Origin of the sequence: Bradyrhizobium sp. LA6.8, assembly GCF_040547935.1 — a bacterium.
Classification (GTDB): Bacteria; Pseudomonadota; Alphaproteobacteria; order Rhizobiales; family Xanthobacteraceae; genus Bradyrhizobium; species Bradyrhizobium barranii.
Window position 1 is genome coordinate 201,027 of the sequence record NZ_JBEPQQ010000003.1, and the last position, 15,344, is coordinate 216,370.

The 15,344-nt window shown below is 63.7% G+C and carries 11 protein-coding genes and 2 pseudogenes; 10 read left to right on the forward strand and 3 right to left on the reverse strand.

The genetic code is table 11. From position 1 onward, the window contains the following. Positions 1–153: 153 nt before the first annotated feature. Genes ABIA90_RS14600 through ABIA90_RS14610 form a run of 3 tightly spaced genes read left to right on the forward strand, consistent with a single transcriptional unit; the run spans position 154 to position 2,762 of the window. Positions 154–1,305 (forward strand): methionine ABC transporter ATP-binding protein, encoded by a 1,152-nt coding sequence (locus ABIA90_RS14600; protein ID WP_354118254.1) that lies wholly within the window; start codon positions 154–156, stop codon positions 1,303–1,305. Beyond that, entirely contained in the window at positions 1,295–1,960 is a 666-nt protein-coding gene (locus tag ABIA90_RS14605; protein ID WP_135213629.1) for a methionine ABC transporter permease, read from the forward strand. Before ABIA90_RS14600 ends, ABIA90_RS14605 begins: the two co-directional genes overlap by 11 nt. Before the next feature lie 28 nt (positions 1,961–1,988). Next, entirely contained in the window at positions 1,989–2,762 is a 774-nt protein-coding gene (locus ABIA90_RS14610) for a MetQ/NlpA family ABC transporter substrate-binding protein (RefSeq protein WP_354118253.1), read from the forward strand. Positions 2,763–2,937: 175 nt separating this feature from the next. Here ABIA90_RS14610 and ABIA90_RS14615 read toward each other — a convergent pair whose 3' ends face one another. Then, the gene (locus tag ABIA90_RS14615; RefSeq protein WP_354118252.1) at positions 2,938–3,927 is read right to left on the reverse strand and encodes a helix-turn-helix domain-containing protein; all 990 of its coding nucleotides are present in this window, start codon (positions 3,925–3,927) and stop codon (positions 2,938–2,940) included. Between the two features lie 178 nt (positions 3,928–4,105). Here ABIA90_RS14615 and ABIA90_RS14620 point away from each other — a divergent pair, with 178 nt between their 5' ends. The 6 genes from ABIA90_RS14620 to fsrB all read left to right on the forward strand — a co-directional run bounded on the left by ABIA90_RS14620 (position 4,106) and on the right by fsrB (position 13,425). Next, positions 4,106–5,302 (forward strand): serine hydrolase domain-containing protein, encoded by a 1,197-nt coding sequence (locus ABIA90_RS14620; protein WP_354118251.1) that lies wholly within the window; start codon positions 4,106–4,108, stop codon positions 5,300–5,302. Between the two features lie 15 nt (positions 5,303–5,317). Next, entirely contained in the window at positions 5,318–7,318 is a 2,001-nt protein-coding gene (locus ABIA90_RS14625) for a primary-amine oxidase (RefSeq protein ID WP_354118250.1), read from the forward strand. 207 nt (positions 7,319–7,525) lie between these two features. After that, positions 7,526–7,984, forward strand: a complete 459-nt coding sequence (locus tag ABIA90_RS14630) for a hypothetical protein (protein ID WP_028147544.1) — start codon at positions 7,526–7,528, stop codon at positions 7,982–7,984. Positions 7,985–8,065: 81 nt separating this feature from the next. Next, on the forward strand, positions 8,066–9,472 hold the full coding sequence (locus ABIA90_RS14635; RefSeq protein WP_354118249.1) for a hypothetical protein: 1,407 nt from the start codon (positions 8,066–8,068) through the stop codon (positions 9,470–9,472). A 606-nt stretch (positions 9,473–10,078) separates the two neighbouring features. Next, entirely contained in the window at positions 10,079–12,073 is a 1,995-nt protein-coding gene (locus ABIA90_RS14640) for a TonB-dependent siderophore receptor (protein ID WP_354118380.1), read from the forward strand. Between the two features lie 59 nt (positions 12,074–12,132). Continuing rightward, positions 12,133–13,425: a siderophore utilization protein FsrB gene (gene fsrB / locus ABIA90_RS14645; protein ID WP_354118248.1), complete on the forward strand. Its 1,293-nt coding sequence runs from the start codon at positions 12,133–12,135 to the stop codon at positions 13,423–13,425. A 350-nt stretch (positions 13,426–13,775) separates the two neighbouring features. Here the strand turns inward: fsrB and ABIA90_RS45600 are convergent. Together ABIA90_RS45600 and ABIA90_RS45605 are read right to left on the reverse strand one after the other, a co-directional pair. After that, a pseudogene (locus tag ABIA90_RS45600) lies at positions 13,776–13,869 on the reverse strand (ClpX C4-type zinc finger protein); the annotation flags it as partial. 66 nt (positions 13,870–13,935) lie between these two features. Beyond that, positions 13,936–14,094 (reverse strand): annotated as a pseudogene (locus ABIA90_RS45605) (glyoxalase superfamily protein); the annotation flags it as partial. A 289-nt stretch (positions 14,095–14,383) separates the two neighbouring features. Between ABIA90_RS45605 and ABIA90_RS14655 the strand changes: the two are divergent. After that, complete coding sequence (locus ABIA90_RS14655) at positions 14,384–15,199, forward strand: hypothetical protein (RefSeq protein WP_354118246.1); 816 nt, start codon at positions 14,384–14,386, stop codon at positions 15,197–15,199. Positions 15,200–15,344: the final 145 nt, after the last annotated feature.

Here is a 15,344-nt window from a genome sequence, read left to right on the forward strand (position 1 = left end):
GCAAATATCTGACATTGCAAGGAAGACCTGAAAAGGCGATGGTGCTTGCTGCAGTGCAGCGCGTTCCACCCGAACCCTCGCCGCGATTTCACTCTCCGTCGCTTGACGCGACCGGTTCCCGCATGCCCCACGGGGCAGCAGGAACTGTTGTGCATGAAGGCCGCCTCCATGAACGCCCACCAATCGCTCGCGATCGGACAGAAGATCGAAACGCTTGAAGCGATTTCACCTGCCGCCCGGAACGCTGACGCGATGGTCCGTTTCGAAGGCATCTCGAAGATCTATCCGGCCTATCGCGGCAAGCCCGGCGTCAACGCGCTGCAAGACATCGACTTCGCGATTGCGCGCGGCTCGATCACCGGCGTCATCGGCCGCTCCGGCGCCGGCAAGTCGAGCCTGGTCCGGCTGATCAACGGGCTGGAGAAGCCGACCGCGGGCCGCGTGATCGTCGACAACAGCGATATCTCGGCGCTGGCGGGCCGCGAATTGCGGCTGGCACAGCGCTCGATCGGGATGATCTTCCAGCATTTCAACCTGCTGTCGTCGCGCACGGCGGCCGACAACATCGCGCTGCCGCTCGAAATCGCCGGCTGGGCCAAGGCCGACATCAAGGCCCGCGTCGCCGAGCTGCTGGCGCTGGTCGGCATCGCCGACAAGCACGACCGCTATCCTTCCGAACTCTCGGGCGGCCAGAAGCAGCGCGTCGGCATTGCCCGTGCGCTGGCGACGCGGCCGAGCGTGCTGCTGTCGGACGAGGCGACCTCGGCGCTCGACCCGCAGACCACGCGCGCGATCCTCGATCTGCTCGCCAACATCAACCGCGAGCTTGGCGTGACCATCGTGCTGATCACCCACGAAATGTCCGTGGTGCGCCAGCTTGCCAAGGAAGTGGTCGTGCTCGACGCGGGCCACGTCGTCGAGAGCGGTCATGTCGCCGACATCTTCACTCATCCCAAACATCCGATCACGCAGTCCTTCCTCGCCGAAGTCATCGGCGACAGCCTGCCGGTGTCGCTTGCGAGCCGGATCGTGGCGGAGCCGTCCGCGGGCGGGCAGGCCGTGATCCGCGTCCAGGTGCGCGGGGCGGGGGCCGGCGACACGGTGGTGGCGCGGCTCGCTCGCGAGCTCGGTCTCGACGTCTCACTGCTGTCGGCCCGTATCGACGAAATCGGCGGCCAGCATGTGGGCTCGCTGACCCTCGGTATTCCTCTCGGCATTCCTGGCGGCGAGGACGCGGTGACGCGCACGCTGGCCTGGCTCTCTCAATATCAACTCCCGACGGAGCGTCTCGGCTATGTCGCCTGAACTCATCAACCTCATCGTCCAGGCAACAGGCGAAAGCCTGTACATGGTCGGCATCGCGGCACTGCTCGGCACCGCCTTCGGCCTGCCGCTCGGCGTGTTCCTCGCGACCAGCCGGAAAGGCGAGCTGTTCGCGGCGCCCACCATCAATCGCGTGCTCGGCATCGTCGTCAATGCGACGCGCTCCACGCCCTTCATCATCCTGGTCGTCGCCATCATCCCGTTCACCCGGCTCATTGCCGGCACCTCGATCGGCTCGACCGCAGCGATCGTGCCGCTGGTCATCGCATCGACGCCGTTTATCGCGCGCCTGGTCGAAGCTGCGATCCGCGAGGTCGACGGCGGCCTGATCGAGACCGCGTCCTCGTTCGGGGCATCGCCGATCCAGATCGTGCTCAAGGTGCTGATCCCCGAGGCGCTGCCGGGACTGCTGCTGGCGCTGACGCTCGCCGTGGTCAGCCTGCTCGGCTACTCCGCCATGGTCGGCGCCGTCGGCGGCGGCGGGCTCGGCGATCTCGGCATCCGCTACGGCTATCAGCGCTTCATGCCGGAGATGATGCTGGCCGTCGTGGTCGTGCTGATCGCGCTGGTGCAGCTCGTGCAGAGCGCGGGCGATTATCTCGCACGCCGGGTCAACCGCCGCCTGCGGCAGCGCTGATACACATTCCCTGAAACTGGAGACTTCAATGCGCTTTCTCGCAACCCTTGCGGCTGCAGCCTTGCTTGCGACCACCGCTCAAGCTGAAACCATCCGCGTCGGCGTCACCGCCGGTCCCCATGCCGAGATCCTGGACGTGGTGAAGAAGGTCGGCACCGAGCGCGGCCTCGACATCAAGGTGGTCGAGTTCACCGACTACGTGATTCCGAACCAGGCGCTGGCGCTCGGGGATCTCGAGGCGAACTCGTTCCAGCACGAGCCTTACCTGAGGAACCAGATCTCCAAGACCGGCTGGAAACTTGTCAAGGTAGCCAACACGATCGGCTCGCCGCAGGGCGTCTATTCGCAGAAATACAAGAAGCTCGCCGATTTGCCGGAAGGCGCCCGCGTTGCGATTGCCAACGATCCCTCCAATGGCGCGCGCGGCCTGATGATCCTGGCGCTGCACGGCGTGATCAAGCTGAAGGACCCGACCAACGTCGCTTCGACCATCGCCGATATCACCGACAACCCGAAGAAGCTGCGCTTCGTCGAGCTCGATGCCGCCCAGCTTCCGCGTGCGCTGCAGGACGTCGACGTCGTCTCGATCAACAACAATTACGCCGTGCAGGCCGGCCTCAATCCGGCGACCGATGCGATCGCGCGCGAGAACCCCGATGGTCCCTGGGTCAACATCCTCGCCGTCCGCGAGGAGGACAAGGACAAGCCGTGGGTGAAGCAGCTGATCGCGGTCTATCACTCCGATCCCGTGAAGGCGTTTCTTGAGACGCGCTTCAAGGGTACGTATTTGCCGACCTGGTAACGTGCCCGGCCTGCATGGTTCGAGACGCCCGCTTGCGCGGGCTCCTCACCATGAGGGTCCAATATCTCGCCGCAAAACGCGACCTCATCCTGAGGGCCCGCCAGATGCCGGCGTCTCGAAGGATGGCCGCAAGCGAGCTGCTAGCCACGACTAGTCGTAGAGTAGAAGACGCGCGTCAGGCGACAAGCCTCGCGCGCCGCAGTGTCTCCGAGGGCAGCTCGGAGAAGTGGCGCTTGTAGTCGAGCGAGAACTGGCTGAAGTGCCAGAAGCCGTGTTTCACGGCGACGTCGTAGATCGACGTCTCGGCGCCGCCGGCGCGCTTCAGGTCCCGCCGCACCCGGTTCAGCCGCATCGCGCGCCAATAGTGCATCGGGCTCGTACCCACGACTTCCTGAAAGCAATAGCCGAGCTTGCGTGGGCTCGCGCCGACCGCCTTGCAGACCTCCAGCAGCGACAGCGAGCGATCACCGCTGCCATGCATCAGCTCACGGGCGCGATCTACGGTGCGCTTGCGCGCCGTGGCGCTGCGGCCGGGATCGCTGGGTTGGGCCGTCGGCAGCATGTCCATGATTTCGACAAGGAGGGCGTCTTCGAGCGCCTGTAGCGCGGCCGGATCGTCGAACCGTTCGGGTGCGGCCGTGATGGTCTCGTGAATGGCGGCGAGATGGGCGCGCAGCCGCGCAACCGGTGTCGCCGCCATCTCGATCACCCGCAACTGGTGCCAGACGGCGCGCGGCAATTCGATGTCGAGGCGAGCGGCAAGCTCCTCGATCAGCGCCGCGCTGGCGACGACACCGCGGAGCTCGAACGCCTTCGGCGTACACATGTCGATCTCGGCGTCGAAGCTGGCGATGACCTGGGAGCCCGCAACACTGGCCCCGTTGCAATTCACCTCGCCATCGCCGTGCCAGGGCAGACCGATGCCAAAGCTGTCGGCACCGAGCTGGCCGTATTGGCGGACTTGCTGGCTGGTGATCTCGCAGAACACTTCGAGCCGGGGCAGGGAGAGTTGCGTGAAGCTGCCCCGGAACGCCCCGGCGCTGATCTGGTCGTAGCTCAGCCGCCAGCGGCCGAGCGTGGCGCAATGCTCGTCGACATCCGTGCTGCTCGCTTGAAGTAGATTGGCAGCCGAGTCTTGAATCGGAAGAGTTTCGCTTAAGGCCATGACATCACGTCGAAATTTGGTATCCCGGAGCTAGCAAGAACCACGCCAGACTGGCACGGCCATGGCCGCTGTCCAGCAAAATATTGCCGGATCTCGATAACGCCCGATGCGGCCTGTGTGCAGTCTTCTCCCTTGCCGTTCCGACATCGCAGTCAGGATAGCCTTGCGGAGGATCGAGATGCGACCGACGGACATCATGCGCGGCACCCCGCCTGCGCCCGAGGCCCAAGTGACCCGCGCCAATTGGCGCAGCTTTCCCGCCATCCGCTGGGGTTTCACCCACACCCGCGAAGTGCTGCCGACCGCGGAAGTCCGTCGCTCCGCGCATCCCACACCGATGGCAAGCGCGCCGCGCGAGCTGCAAAAGCTCAGCTTCACCGCGCCGGACGGCAAGCCGACCACGGTCGAGGCCACGTTGCACGAAACCTTCGGCGATGCGCTGCTCATCATGCACCGGGGCACGCTGATCCACGAATGGTACGGCGACGGCATGAGCGCGACGACGCCGCATCTGATCTGCTCCATCAGCAAGTCGATCGCCGGCACGCTCGGCGGCGTGCTGGCCGCGCGCGGCCTGCTCGATCCCGAGGCGAGGGTGGTGCGCTACGTGCCGGAGCTGGAGAGCTCGGTCTATGGCAGCTGCACCGTCCGCAACGTCCTCGACATGGCGGTCGCGATCAAGTTCGAGGAGGATTACGAGGACCCCGCCGGCGACGTCGCGCGCTATCGCTTCTCCTCGGGCTGGGACGTGCCGCCGCCAGGCGTCGAGGCCGGCCATCAGCGCGCCTATCTCACCACGCTGCGCGGGACCGGCAAGCCGCACGGCAAGGTGTTCCACTACGTCTCGACCAACACGGAAGTGCTCGGCTGGGTCTATGAGCGCGCCTGCGGCATGCCCTACCATCGCATCCTCTCCGACTATCTCTGGCAGCCGATGGGCGCCGAGGAGGATGGCTCCCTCACGCTCGACAGCCACGGCATGGGCCGCATCGCCGGCGGGCTTTCCGTCGCCGCACGCGATCTGCTGCGCTTCGGCGAAATGATCCGCTGCCGCGGCGTGGTCGAGGGACGGCAGGTGGTGCCGGGCTGGTGGATCGACGACATCCACGAGAACGGCGATCCCCAGGCGTGGAAAGATGGCGATCTCGCCGACATTTTCCCGGGCGCCCGCTACCGCAGCAAATGGTACACGATCGATCCGTCGCGGAACGATCTCGCGGGGATCGGCATTCACGGCCAGTGGCTCTATATCGACGCGGCCACCGACACCGTCATCGTCAAGCTCGCGACGCAGCCGAAGGCGATGGACGTTCCGCTCGACCACCGCTGGCTCGCCGCCTTCCGCGCCATCACCGCGCATCTCGCCCCGCGCTGATTTCTGGTCATCATCATGCTCGATACCGTCAAAGCCAAATCACCGATTCAAGCGGCAGCACCGCATCCGCTCGATCCTCTGACAGCCGAAGAGATCACGGCCGCCTGCACGCTGGTTCGTGCCGCCGCGACCTCGCCGGAGAACTGCCGCTTCCCGACCGTCCGGCTGGAGGAGCCGACCAAACAGGAATTGGCTACGGGCGGAGCAGGGCGCCGCGCCTTCGCGCTGACGCTCGACGTCACCACGGGCGAGGCGATCGAGCACATCGTCGATCTCGGCCGCAACGAGATCGTCGCGCGCAAGGTCATTCCGAACCGCGAGGCGCCCTATGGGCAGCCACCGGTGATGCTGGAAGAATTTTTCAAGTGCGAGGCCGTGGTGAAGGCCGATCCAGGCTGGCGCGCGGCGATGGTCCGCCGCGGGCTCACCGACAAGGATATCGAGCTGGTCCAGGTCGATCCGTTCTCCTCGGGCTTCTTCGATTTTGAGTACGAGCGCGGCGCCCGTATCGTGCGCGCTGTCAGCTTTTTCCGCGAACATCTGCAGGACAACGGCTACGCCCATCCGATCGAGGGCGTGGTCGCCGTGGTCGACCTGATCGGCGGCAAGGTCATCGACCTCACGGACGCCGATCCGATCGTGCCGATCCCGCGCAAGAAGCGGAATTACGGCGCGCATGAAGTTAAAAATCCGCGCACCGACATCAAGCCGCTGCATATCGAACAGCCGGAGGGCGCGAGCTTCAAGGTCGATGGCTGGAAGGTCGACTGGCAGAAATGGAGTTTTCGCGTCGGCTTCACGCCGCGCGAGGGCCTGGTGCTGCATCAGCTCGCCTACCAGGACGGTGCACGCAAGCGCTCGCTGATCCATCGCGCCAGCGTCACCGAAATGGTGGTGCCCTATGCCGATCCGACCGAGAACCACTTCTGGAAGTCGGCGTTCGATGCCGGGGAATACGGGCTCGGCATGCTCGCGAACGCGCTCGAACTCGGCTGCGACTGCCTCGGCAACATCCATTATTTCGACGTGCCGGCCGCCGACAACAAGGGCGAGCCCTTCGTCATGCAGAATGCCATCTGCATGCATGAAGAAGATTACGGAATTGCCTGGAAACACTACGAATTCCGCAACGGCCTGTTCGAAGTAAGACGTTCGCGGCGCCTCGTCATCTCGTTCTTCGCCACCGTCGGCAATTACGACTACGGCTTCTACTGGTACCTGTACCAGGACGGCACGATCCAGCTCGAGACAAAGCTCACCGGCATCATCCAGACCGCCGCCGTGCCATCAGGCGAAAAGTACAAATGGGGCGGCATGGTCGACGACAATCTCGGCGGCCCAACGCACCAGCATTTCTTCAACGTGCGCCTGCACATGGACCTCGATGGCGGCGGCAATACCGTCACCGAGCACGAGTTCCTGCCGCGGCCCTGGGGCGCGGACAATCCGCACGGCAACGCGTTCGATACCACGACCCGCATCCTGTCGCGCGAGCGTGATGCGGCTGCCATTGCGAACGGCGAGACCGGCCGGTTCTGGAAGATCAGCAATCCCAACGAGACCAATTCGGTCGGCAACGCGCCGGCCTACAAGCTCGTGGTCAATCCGAGCCCGCTGATGCTGGCGCAGGAGGGCAGCTACGCGCGCAAGCGCGGCGGCTTTGCGACGAAGCATGTCTGGGTCACCGCTTTCGACAAGGACGAGAAATACGCCAGCGGCGATTATCCCAATGTCCATGCCGGCGGCGACGGCCTGCCGCGCTACGCCGCGCAGAACCGCAACATCGAGAATACAGATCTCGTGGTGTGGCACTCCTTCGGCCACACCCACGTCTGCAAGCCCGAGGATTTTCCGATCATGCCGGTCGAATATGCCGGCTTCATGCTGAAGCCGACCGGATTCTTTTCGGCCAATGCCGCCGGCGACATTCCGCCGGAGCGCAACAGCCGCAGCGTGCTGGCGGGCGACCCGAAGGATGCCGCCGGCGGCGCGTGCTGCCACGCCGGCAAAGCGTAGGCTCGTCGCGCGACAACAACGTTCGCAGCAGGCCAACCAGCGCTGGTTCGCTGGTCGCATGCGCTCGCGGTCGAATTGTCAGGGGAGTATTGCTGCCCCTTTCGAAGGGCCCGCGACGCGACGGCCGGCCGCACGTCGAAAGGATCGCTTCCAATTCCTTTCGAGAGTGATACCATCTTAAGGTTGTATTCTTTAAGGAGATTTCCCATGACCCATGCACTCAATCTCACGCTGCCGATCAAGCAGGATGCCGAGACCCTGGCAAAGCTGCGGAATCTCGAGGCGAGCTTCACTGAGAAGGTTCAGCCCGCCATCGCGGCGGCGCTGAAGCAGTCCAGGATCGTTCATTTCGCGCGGGTCGTCGTCATCGAGGACAAGTACATCCAGGTCATCACCGAATATGAGGGAACGCACCAGGAATACACGGAATTTTTCCGGCGAGCGCTCACGCCGATATTTGCCGCGATATTTTCGCTGGCAGATACGACTGGCCTGGACATCAACGATCCCAATGCGTTCTTCGAATTCTCGAAGAACCACAACGCGCGTTCGCTGGGCACGGCGACCGACGGCTCAACCGACATCAGCGGCAACCCGTCCGGCTGGCTGTTCTCGGCTTATGACGGCATGACTGTCGCAGACATTCTGGCAAAGCTCGGGAAATAGCTTTCAGATCGTATTTGCGCTTTCGAGATAGGCCGGCTTTGCGGCTGCCTATCGGCTGACCGTTCTTGCAGGACAGGCGCCATGGTGGATCTCGGCAATTTGCAGGCGATCGTCGCTCGAAGCTCCGCCAAGCCGCTACTCGCGGTTCTGTTGTTTAGGTTTGGCGACGCCGGCGGTGCCAGGTCCTTCCTGCGGCAATGGATACCGCGGGCTGCGGTGGGAGCGGGCCCGGACGCCGATGGTCCCGCGTTCCACTTCATGTTCAGTTGGAACGGCATCGCGACGTTGATGTCGGGTCGCCCCGACCTTGACGTCGCACAGGGGCGGCAGCAGTTCGAGGTATCGTTCGTGGACCCGGCGCAGGCGCCGGATGGCGGCATTGCGACACAGCTTGGTTTCTTCGACGCCAGCGCTCCGGCCGGATGGTGGGATGGCAAGTTCAAGTCGAGCGATATCGATCTCGCCATCCACATCGGGTTCGATACGCCCGAGCAGAAAGCCGATTGCCTCGCGCAGGTGCGGCAGTCGGCAACAGGCTTCGGTGTCCGGGAATTGGCGCTCGACAGTTGGGACGACGGTGCGCTGTCCGGCTGTCGGCCAGCCGACGGCCGCCTGCATTTTGGCTATCGCGATGGAATCACCGCGCCCAATGTTGACTGGAAGGATGCGCCGGCTGCCAGGGCTTCCGACGCCGTCGATTGTCGCGAGATCGTCGTCGGCTATCCGAACAGCGATTTTCCCACTGCACCGTTCAAGCCCGGTCCATGGCAGGACTTCGCGCGCGATGGATCATTCGTCGGCCTGTCGTGGCTTTATCAGGACGTCGCGGCCTTCAACAAATTCCTGAAGGCGAATGCACCGCAGGCGGCGCCGCATGTCGGCCCGGAACTGGCCGAGGAATGGATCGCGGCCAAGATGATGGGGCGCTGGCGACACGGGTCGCCGCTGTCACGCTTTCCGGATGCACCACCGTCGACCCCGCAATTGAACGATGCGTTCGGCTATGGCGACGATTTAAACGGCGTCAAATGCCCGCTCGGGGCTCACATTCGCATTGTCAATTGCCGCGATCATCCGCTGAAATTTGCCAATCAGATTCGTTTCCCCAAGGGGCCGCCACGCGTCATACGCCGCGGATTTTCCTACGGTCCTCATCTGGAGGGCACGGAGGACGACGGGAAGGACCGCGGCATCGTAGGGCTTTTCTACTTCGCCAGGATCAACGAGCAATTCTATACCATCCTGCGGTGGATGCATCAGACGGACTTTGCCGACGCCTACATGCGCCTTCCGAACGGAGCCAACGCGCAGGATGCCTTGACTGGAAACCGGGCAGACCCAAAGGCTGAGACCCGGTTCCAGGTTCCGCTCGCGGGGGACGCCTCCGTGACGTTCCAGATGAAGCAATTTATCCGCTACAAGGGCGTCGCAGTGCTGTTTGCGCCGAGCGTTAAATCGCTCAACACGATGATTGCCGCGCAAGGTTGAACTGCCGGGCAACCGTCGCATTGTCGCCGCAGCCATTCGTTCGCGACAGCGAGCCCGCCGTTTCCAGGCGGTCGCAGACAAGCGGCGAATGTTCTCACTCTAGAAGCATTCCATATCGAAGCACTCGCAGAAGCCGGCGATGCACCTCGACGCGCATATGGGCGCATTGGTCGCACGATTTATTCCCCGGTCTCGATAGATTCTAACTCTGCGTCTCTCGCACTGAGAATGCCCCCGCGTTAGGGCGAGAGTCCAAAAATCATTCCGGCAAAGCCGGCAGTGCGTGGGACCTCGATAGACGTGTCAGACTTCCAACTTCGTTCGTGCTCCAATGCGCGTGTTCGACAGCTTCAGGTGCTTTTCTTCGGCGCCGTCAGCATATTCGCTCTCTGCGTTCCCTTCGCGCCCGTGCAGGCGCAGACTCAAATTCCCACGGTCTCGGTCGAAGCGCCGGCGCAGCGCACCCGACCCGCGGCGGCGGCCTCGTCGCGGCGATCCGCGACGACACGGACCGCACGCGCCAACCGGCGTTCTCCTGCGCAGCAAGCCATGCCGACGCAGTCAGCATCAGCGAATCGCGACACGGGTGAACGCGCCAACGGCCCGGTGCGCGGCTTCGTCGCGACGCGGAGCGGCACCGCCACCAAGACCGACACGCCGCTGATCGAAACGCCGCAGTCGGTGTCCGTCGTCACCACCGACCAGGTCAGGAACCAGGGCGCGGTTTCGATCGGTGAAGCTTTGCGCTACACCGCAGGCGTCAGCGGCGACGTCAATGGCGGCTCGGACACCCGCTTCGGCGCCCTCCAAATCCGCGGCTTCGACACGACCATGTCGGGCCTCTACGTCGACGGCCTCCGGATTCCATCCAGCAATTACGTGCATTTCAACGGCCTCGATCCCTACGGCGCCGAACGCCTGGAAGTTCTCAAGGGGCCATCCTCGGCGATGTATGGCGGCAGCGGCACCGGCGGCATCCTCAACTACGTCACCAAACTGCCGACTGCGCAGCAATTCGGCGAAGTCTCGATCTCTGGCGGCAGCTTCAATCGCTATCAGGGCCAGTTCGACATGGGCGGCCCCGCCAACAAGGAAGGCACCGTGCTGTGGCGCCTGACCGGCGTCGTCCGCGACGGCGAGACCCAGGTCGACTTCACCAAGGACAACCGCGTCTTCATCGCGCCCGCCGTCACGTTCCAGCCGAACGAGGACACCACCATCACGATCCTCGCCAACTACCAGAAGGACCGGGCAGGGTGGGGCCTCCAGTTCCTGCCGGCCTCGGGCACGGTGTGGCCGAACAACGGCCGCACCATCCCGATCTCGTTCTTCGCGGGCGTGCCGAGCTTCAACGCGTTCAACACCGAGATCGCAACCGCCGGCTACCAGCTCTCGCACAATTTCACCGACAACATCACGTTCCGGCAGAACCTGCGCTACGCCTATCAGCACAACGAGGAGAAGGTGTTTTACGGCGGAGGCTATACCAACGAGGCCGCGGGGCAGCTCGCCCGTTTCGGCAGCTACAGCAACTCCTACATCAACTCCTTCGCGGTGGATAATCAGCTCCAGGGCAAGTTCACCACCGGCATCCTCAGCCACACCACGCTGGTCGGGATCGATTATCGCAACACATCGTTCCGCGACACCGCCTTTGGCGTCACGACGTCGGCGCCCGAGATCAACGTCTTCAACCCGGTCTATAGCTACGATTGGACCGTCGGCGCCATGAGCGACAACACCGGCGTCAGGCAGTCGCAGGTCGGCCTCTATGCGCAGGATCAGATCAAGCTCGGCCGGCTGTCGTTCCAGCTTGGCGGCCGCCAGGATTTCGTGACGACGCAGGTCGACAGCAATCTCCCCACCTCCAATACGTCGGTCGCGAAAGATGCCTCGGCCTTCACCGGCCGCGCCGCCGTGATGTACAATTTCGACAACGGCATCGCGCCCTATTTCAGCTATTCCGAGTCGTTCCTGCCGGTGCTCGCGACCGGTCCGTCGGGGCAGATGCTCAATCCTGAAACCGGCGTCCAGTACGAGGTCGGCGTCAAGTATCAGCCGATCGGCTGGAACGCGCTGTTCACCTTCGCAGCCTTCGACCTGACGCGCGACAACGTCGTCACGTTCGCGCCGCCGAGCTACCTCGCCGAGCAGATCGGCCAGGTGAAATCGCGCGGCATCGAGCTCGAAGGCACGATGTCGCTCGCCGACGGCTGGAACCTGCGCGCCGCCTACGCCTATGTCGATGCGATGCTGTCGCAGGATCCCGTCAATCTCGGCAAGGCGCCGCCGACCGTGCCGCTCAACCGCGCCTCGCTGTGGAGCGACTACACGCTCCAGACCGGGCCGCTTGCAGGTCTCCAGTTCGGCGGCGGCATCCGTTATGTCGGCGCGACCTGGGGCGACGACGCCAACACGTTCAAGGTGGGATCGTCCACCGTGCTGGACGCGCTGCTCGCCTACACCCGTGACAATTGGCGCCTGTCGCTGAACGTCACCAACCTCGCCGACACGCGCTATGTCGCTGCCTGCTACAGCCTGTCCGGCTGCTTCTACGCGGAGGGGCGGAAAGCCATCGGCAAGCTGACCTACCGCTGGTGAGTTCGATGTAATGACGGTCCGGCGATGTCAGCCGGACCCGCTTGATGAGAGTCGAGACGATGAGAGCGATATTTGGCAAGCTGCATCGATGGGCGGGACTGCTGACGGCCGGCTTCCTGTTCTTCTCCGGCATCACCGGGGCGATCATCTCCTGGGACCACGAGATCGACGAGGTGCTGAATCACCACCTGTTCGATGTCACCAGCAAAGGCCCGGCGATTCCCTCGATCGAGCTCGCGAAGATGATCGAGCAGCGCGATCCCCGCGCACGCGTCGTCTACCTCTTCATGACGCCGGAGGAGGGGCACTCGCTGTGGTTCTTCGTGATGCCGCGGATCGATCCGGCGACGGGAAAACGCTTCGCGATCGACTACAACCAGATTTTCCTCGATCCCAACACCGGCGCGGAGCTCGGACGGCGCTATTGGGGCGCGGTGTGGCCGGTGACGCGCGAAAACTTCGTCTCGTTCCTCTACAAGCTCCACTACACCATGCACATCCCGGAATTCTGGGGCAGCGATCGCTGGGGCATGCGCGTGCTCGGCGTGATCGCCATCATCTGGACCATCGATTGCTTCGTCGGCTTCTATCTGACGCTGCCCTCGCGACGGCGCGCCAAGGCCGCGCGGGCACCTCAGGTCACGCGCCAGCTCGAACGGGGCTTCTGGGCGCGCTGGGCGCCAGCCTGGACCATCAAGGCATCGGGGAGCGCCTACCGGATCAATTTCGACATCCATCGCGCCTTCAGCCTGTGGACCTGGGGCGTGCTGTTCGTCATCGCCTTCACGGCGTTCTCGCTGAACCTCTATTTCGAGGTGTTCTCGCCGATGATGAAGATGGTGTCGAACTACACGCCGACGCCCTATGAGCAGCGGCCCTACCGCAATCTCGACGATCCCATCGAGCCCAGGGTGACGTTTGACGACATCGCTGCGCGCGCGGCGGCTGACGGCAAGGGGCGAGGGTGGACCGTCCCGGTCGGCTCGATCAATTACGGCCCGGCCCATGGCGTCTATGCCGCGGCGTTCTTCCATCCCGGCGACGATCACGGCGCCGGCGGCGTCGGGCCGGCCCAGCTCTATTACGACAGCGAGGACGGCCGCCCGATCGGCGAACGGCTGCCCTGGGTCGGCACCGCCGCCGACATCTTCGTGCAGGCGCAATTCCCGCTGCATTCGGGCCGTATCGTCGGGCTGTTCGGCCGCATCCTGATCTCGATCATGGGCCTCGTGGTGGCGGCACTGTCGGTCACCGGCGTCGTGATCTGGTGGCGCAAGCGCCGCGCGCGCGTCCGGGCGCGCGAGACGACGGCGATGCGCCTGAGCCGGCAGCAACTCACGCCGGCGGAGTAGGGCCGGCGTGCCGCTCGATCGTCTGCGCGTTTACAGAGTCCGCTCGTTGACGATGGGCATCGCGGTCTGCAGCGCCTGCTTGTAACGCTTCAACTGACTTAGCGAAAATTTCTTCATCGCCAGCAGTTCGTCGGACGTCTTGCCTCTCAATCGAGCGACTTTGGATGTCTTGAACACGTCATCATTCGCCGCCGAGGCGTTCTGTCGAAGCGCAAAAATCCTTTCGATGCTCTGCGACAACAGCCGATTGCGCTCCACCCCTTTGTTCGCGTGCTCCACATAGTGAAGCAGTCTATCGGTGGGCATGGCGCGAGCACTGTCTGCATCGCCTTCGATGAGGCGAAGCAGCTGCTCATCAACGATATCGGTGCATAGGTCGATACATTCGTCGCATATAAAGACAGCTGGCCCAGCCACCAGCTTGCTCACTTCATGCTGGTTCATGCCGCAGAACGAACAGTAGATGGGACGATCCTGCTGGGCAGGATTCTGCACGCCAGCACTCGGCTGCGCCGCATCAATCTTGGCCGACAGAATATTCCAGTTCTCGTACCCGAACGCTTTCGCGATCAGTTCCAAAGCTTCGCTGTGAGTGGTTTGCACGGCTTTGGCATTCAAGGCATCGCGCAAGGAACGAGCCATAGCCTTCGCATCGCGGAAATCGCGCATGAGAGCACCCGTATCGGCGAACGGAGAAGATCGGTGCCTGCCTTGCCGACCCGCTCGCCAATAGCGAGGGTGAGGGCGACTTTGATACGTTCACCATCCCCAAAGGGCGCAGGCAGCGGGTGTATCGACCCAACCGAATTTTGGCGCTGGACGGCCGCTCTTGTCAACCTGAAACGGGTACATCGACACCTCCGGCCGCCGCGCAGTTTGCAGTTCAGGAGCCGATGAACCTTCCAGTCCGGCACCGGCACAAAGACTGGAGATCGCTCCCAGTCTTCCGGAAATTGCAATGAGATCGCTCGCCTTGCTCTGCCTGCTCGTTTTCGCGACGCCAACCGACGCCGCCACGCCCGAGCAGCACTATCTCGATTTGCGCGATCGCTACATCGCAAAATTCTCAAAAGCCAAGGAGAGCGACGAGACTTTCAAGCAGCACGACGCGGCGCTTAACGAGCTGACGGGCGTGCTGCGCGGCCTGGTCGGACCGGTCACGATCAAGGGGCTGCCGGCCGAGGGCAAGTCGAACGCCGACACGCTGTTCAAGGGCGACTCGGGCTTCGGCCATCTCGACGGTCTGGGCTTTGCCTCCGAAGGCGACAAGATGCAGGCCGTGGTAACCACCACAGGTCTGCTCAAGCACTGGCTGCGCGAGCACCGCGAGGACGGCCTGCCGCAGGAGATCGCCGCAGCCTTCAAACCGGATCGCTTCTACTATCAAGCCATCCAGGACTCGGCCTTCGCCAAATATGCCGAGCTGCCGATCACGAAACCCGCATCCGCGAGTGCCGCGGTCGCCGTGCTCGGCGTGCGCGGCAACGGCGACCTGAAGGGCGCGCCGCATGAAATCGATGTCGTCGCGATCCAGGGCGACAAGGTCTACTTCCTCGCCGCAACCGACGCCGTGAAGACGGCCGAGATCCCGGCCTGCGAAAAAGTCTGGAAGCAGATGATGGCCAGGAAGACTCCAGAGGACGCCATGGCCAAGGAAGACCAAGCCATGGACGCCTACACAAAGTGTTTCGCCAAGGAAGCGCCGAGCCAGGGCTGGTTCGCGGCGGCGGTCAAGAAGGCACAGAGCCAGTTGGAGCTGCTGCTGGCGCGGTAATTGCGCAGCTTCACCACACTCCGCACCTCATCCTGAGGAGCCCGCAAAGCGGGCGTCTCGAAGGATGGCCACACGCGAGAGGCGGGCCTTCATGGTTCGAGACGCGCGTGCCGCGCTCCTCACCATGAGGGTCTTGCAACGCCAT

What these genes read in the sequence shown, in the direction of transcription:
- ABIA90_RS14600 (WP_354118254.1), top strand. Translation starts at nt 154, where the DNA reads ATGAAGGCCGCCTCCATGAACGCCCACCAATCGCTCGCGATCGGACAG.
- ABIA90_RS14605 (WP_135213629.1), top strand. Translation starts at nt 1,295, where the DNA reads ATGTCGCCTGAACTCATCAACCTCATCGTCCAGGCAACAGGCGAAAGC.
- ABIA90_RS14610 (WP_354118253.1), top strand. Translation starts at nt 1,989, where the DNA reads ATGCGCTTTCTCGCAACCCTTGCGGCTGCAGCCTTGCTTGCGACCACC.
- ABIA90_RS14615 (WP_354118252.1), bottom strand. Translation starts at nt 3,927, where the DNA reads ATGGCCTTAAGCGAAACTCTTCCGATTCAAGACTCGGCTGCCAATCTA.
- ABIA90_RS14620 (WP_354118251.1), top strand. Translation starts at nt 4,106, where the DNA reads ATGCGACCGACGGACATCATGCGCGGCACCCCGCCTGCGCCCGAGGCC.
- ABIA90_RS14625 (WP_354118250.1), top strand. Translation starts at nt 5,318, where the DNA reads ATGCTCGATACCGTCAAAGCCAAATCACCGATTCAAGCGGCAGCACCG.
- ABIA90_RS14630 (WP_028147544.1), top strand. Translation starts at nt 7,526, where the DNA reads ATGACCCATGCACTCAATCTCACGCTGCCGATCAAGCAGGATGCCGAG.
- ABIA90_RS14635 (WP_354118249.1), top strand. Translation starts at nt 8,066, where the DNA reads ATGGTGGATCTCGGCAATTTGCAGGCGATCGTCGCTCGAAGCTCCGCC.
- fsrB (WP_354118248.1), top strand. Translation starts at nt 12,133, where the DNA reads ATGAGAGCGATATTTGGCAAGCTGCATCGATGGGCGGGACTGCTGACG.
- ABIA90_RS14655 (WP_354118246.1), top strand. Translation starts at nt 14,384, where the DNA reads ATGAGATCGCTCGCCTTGCTCTGCCTGCTCGTTTTCGCGACGCCAACC.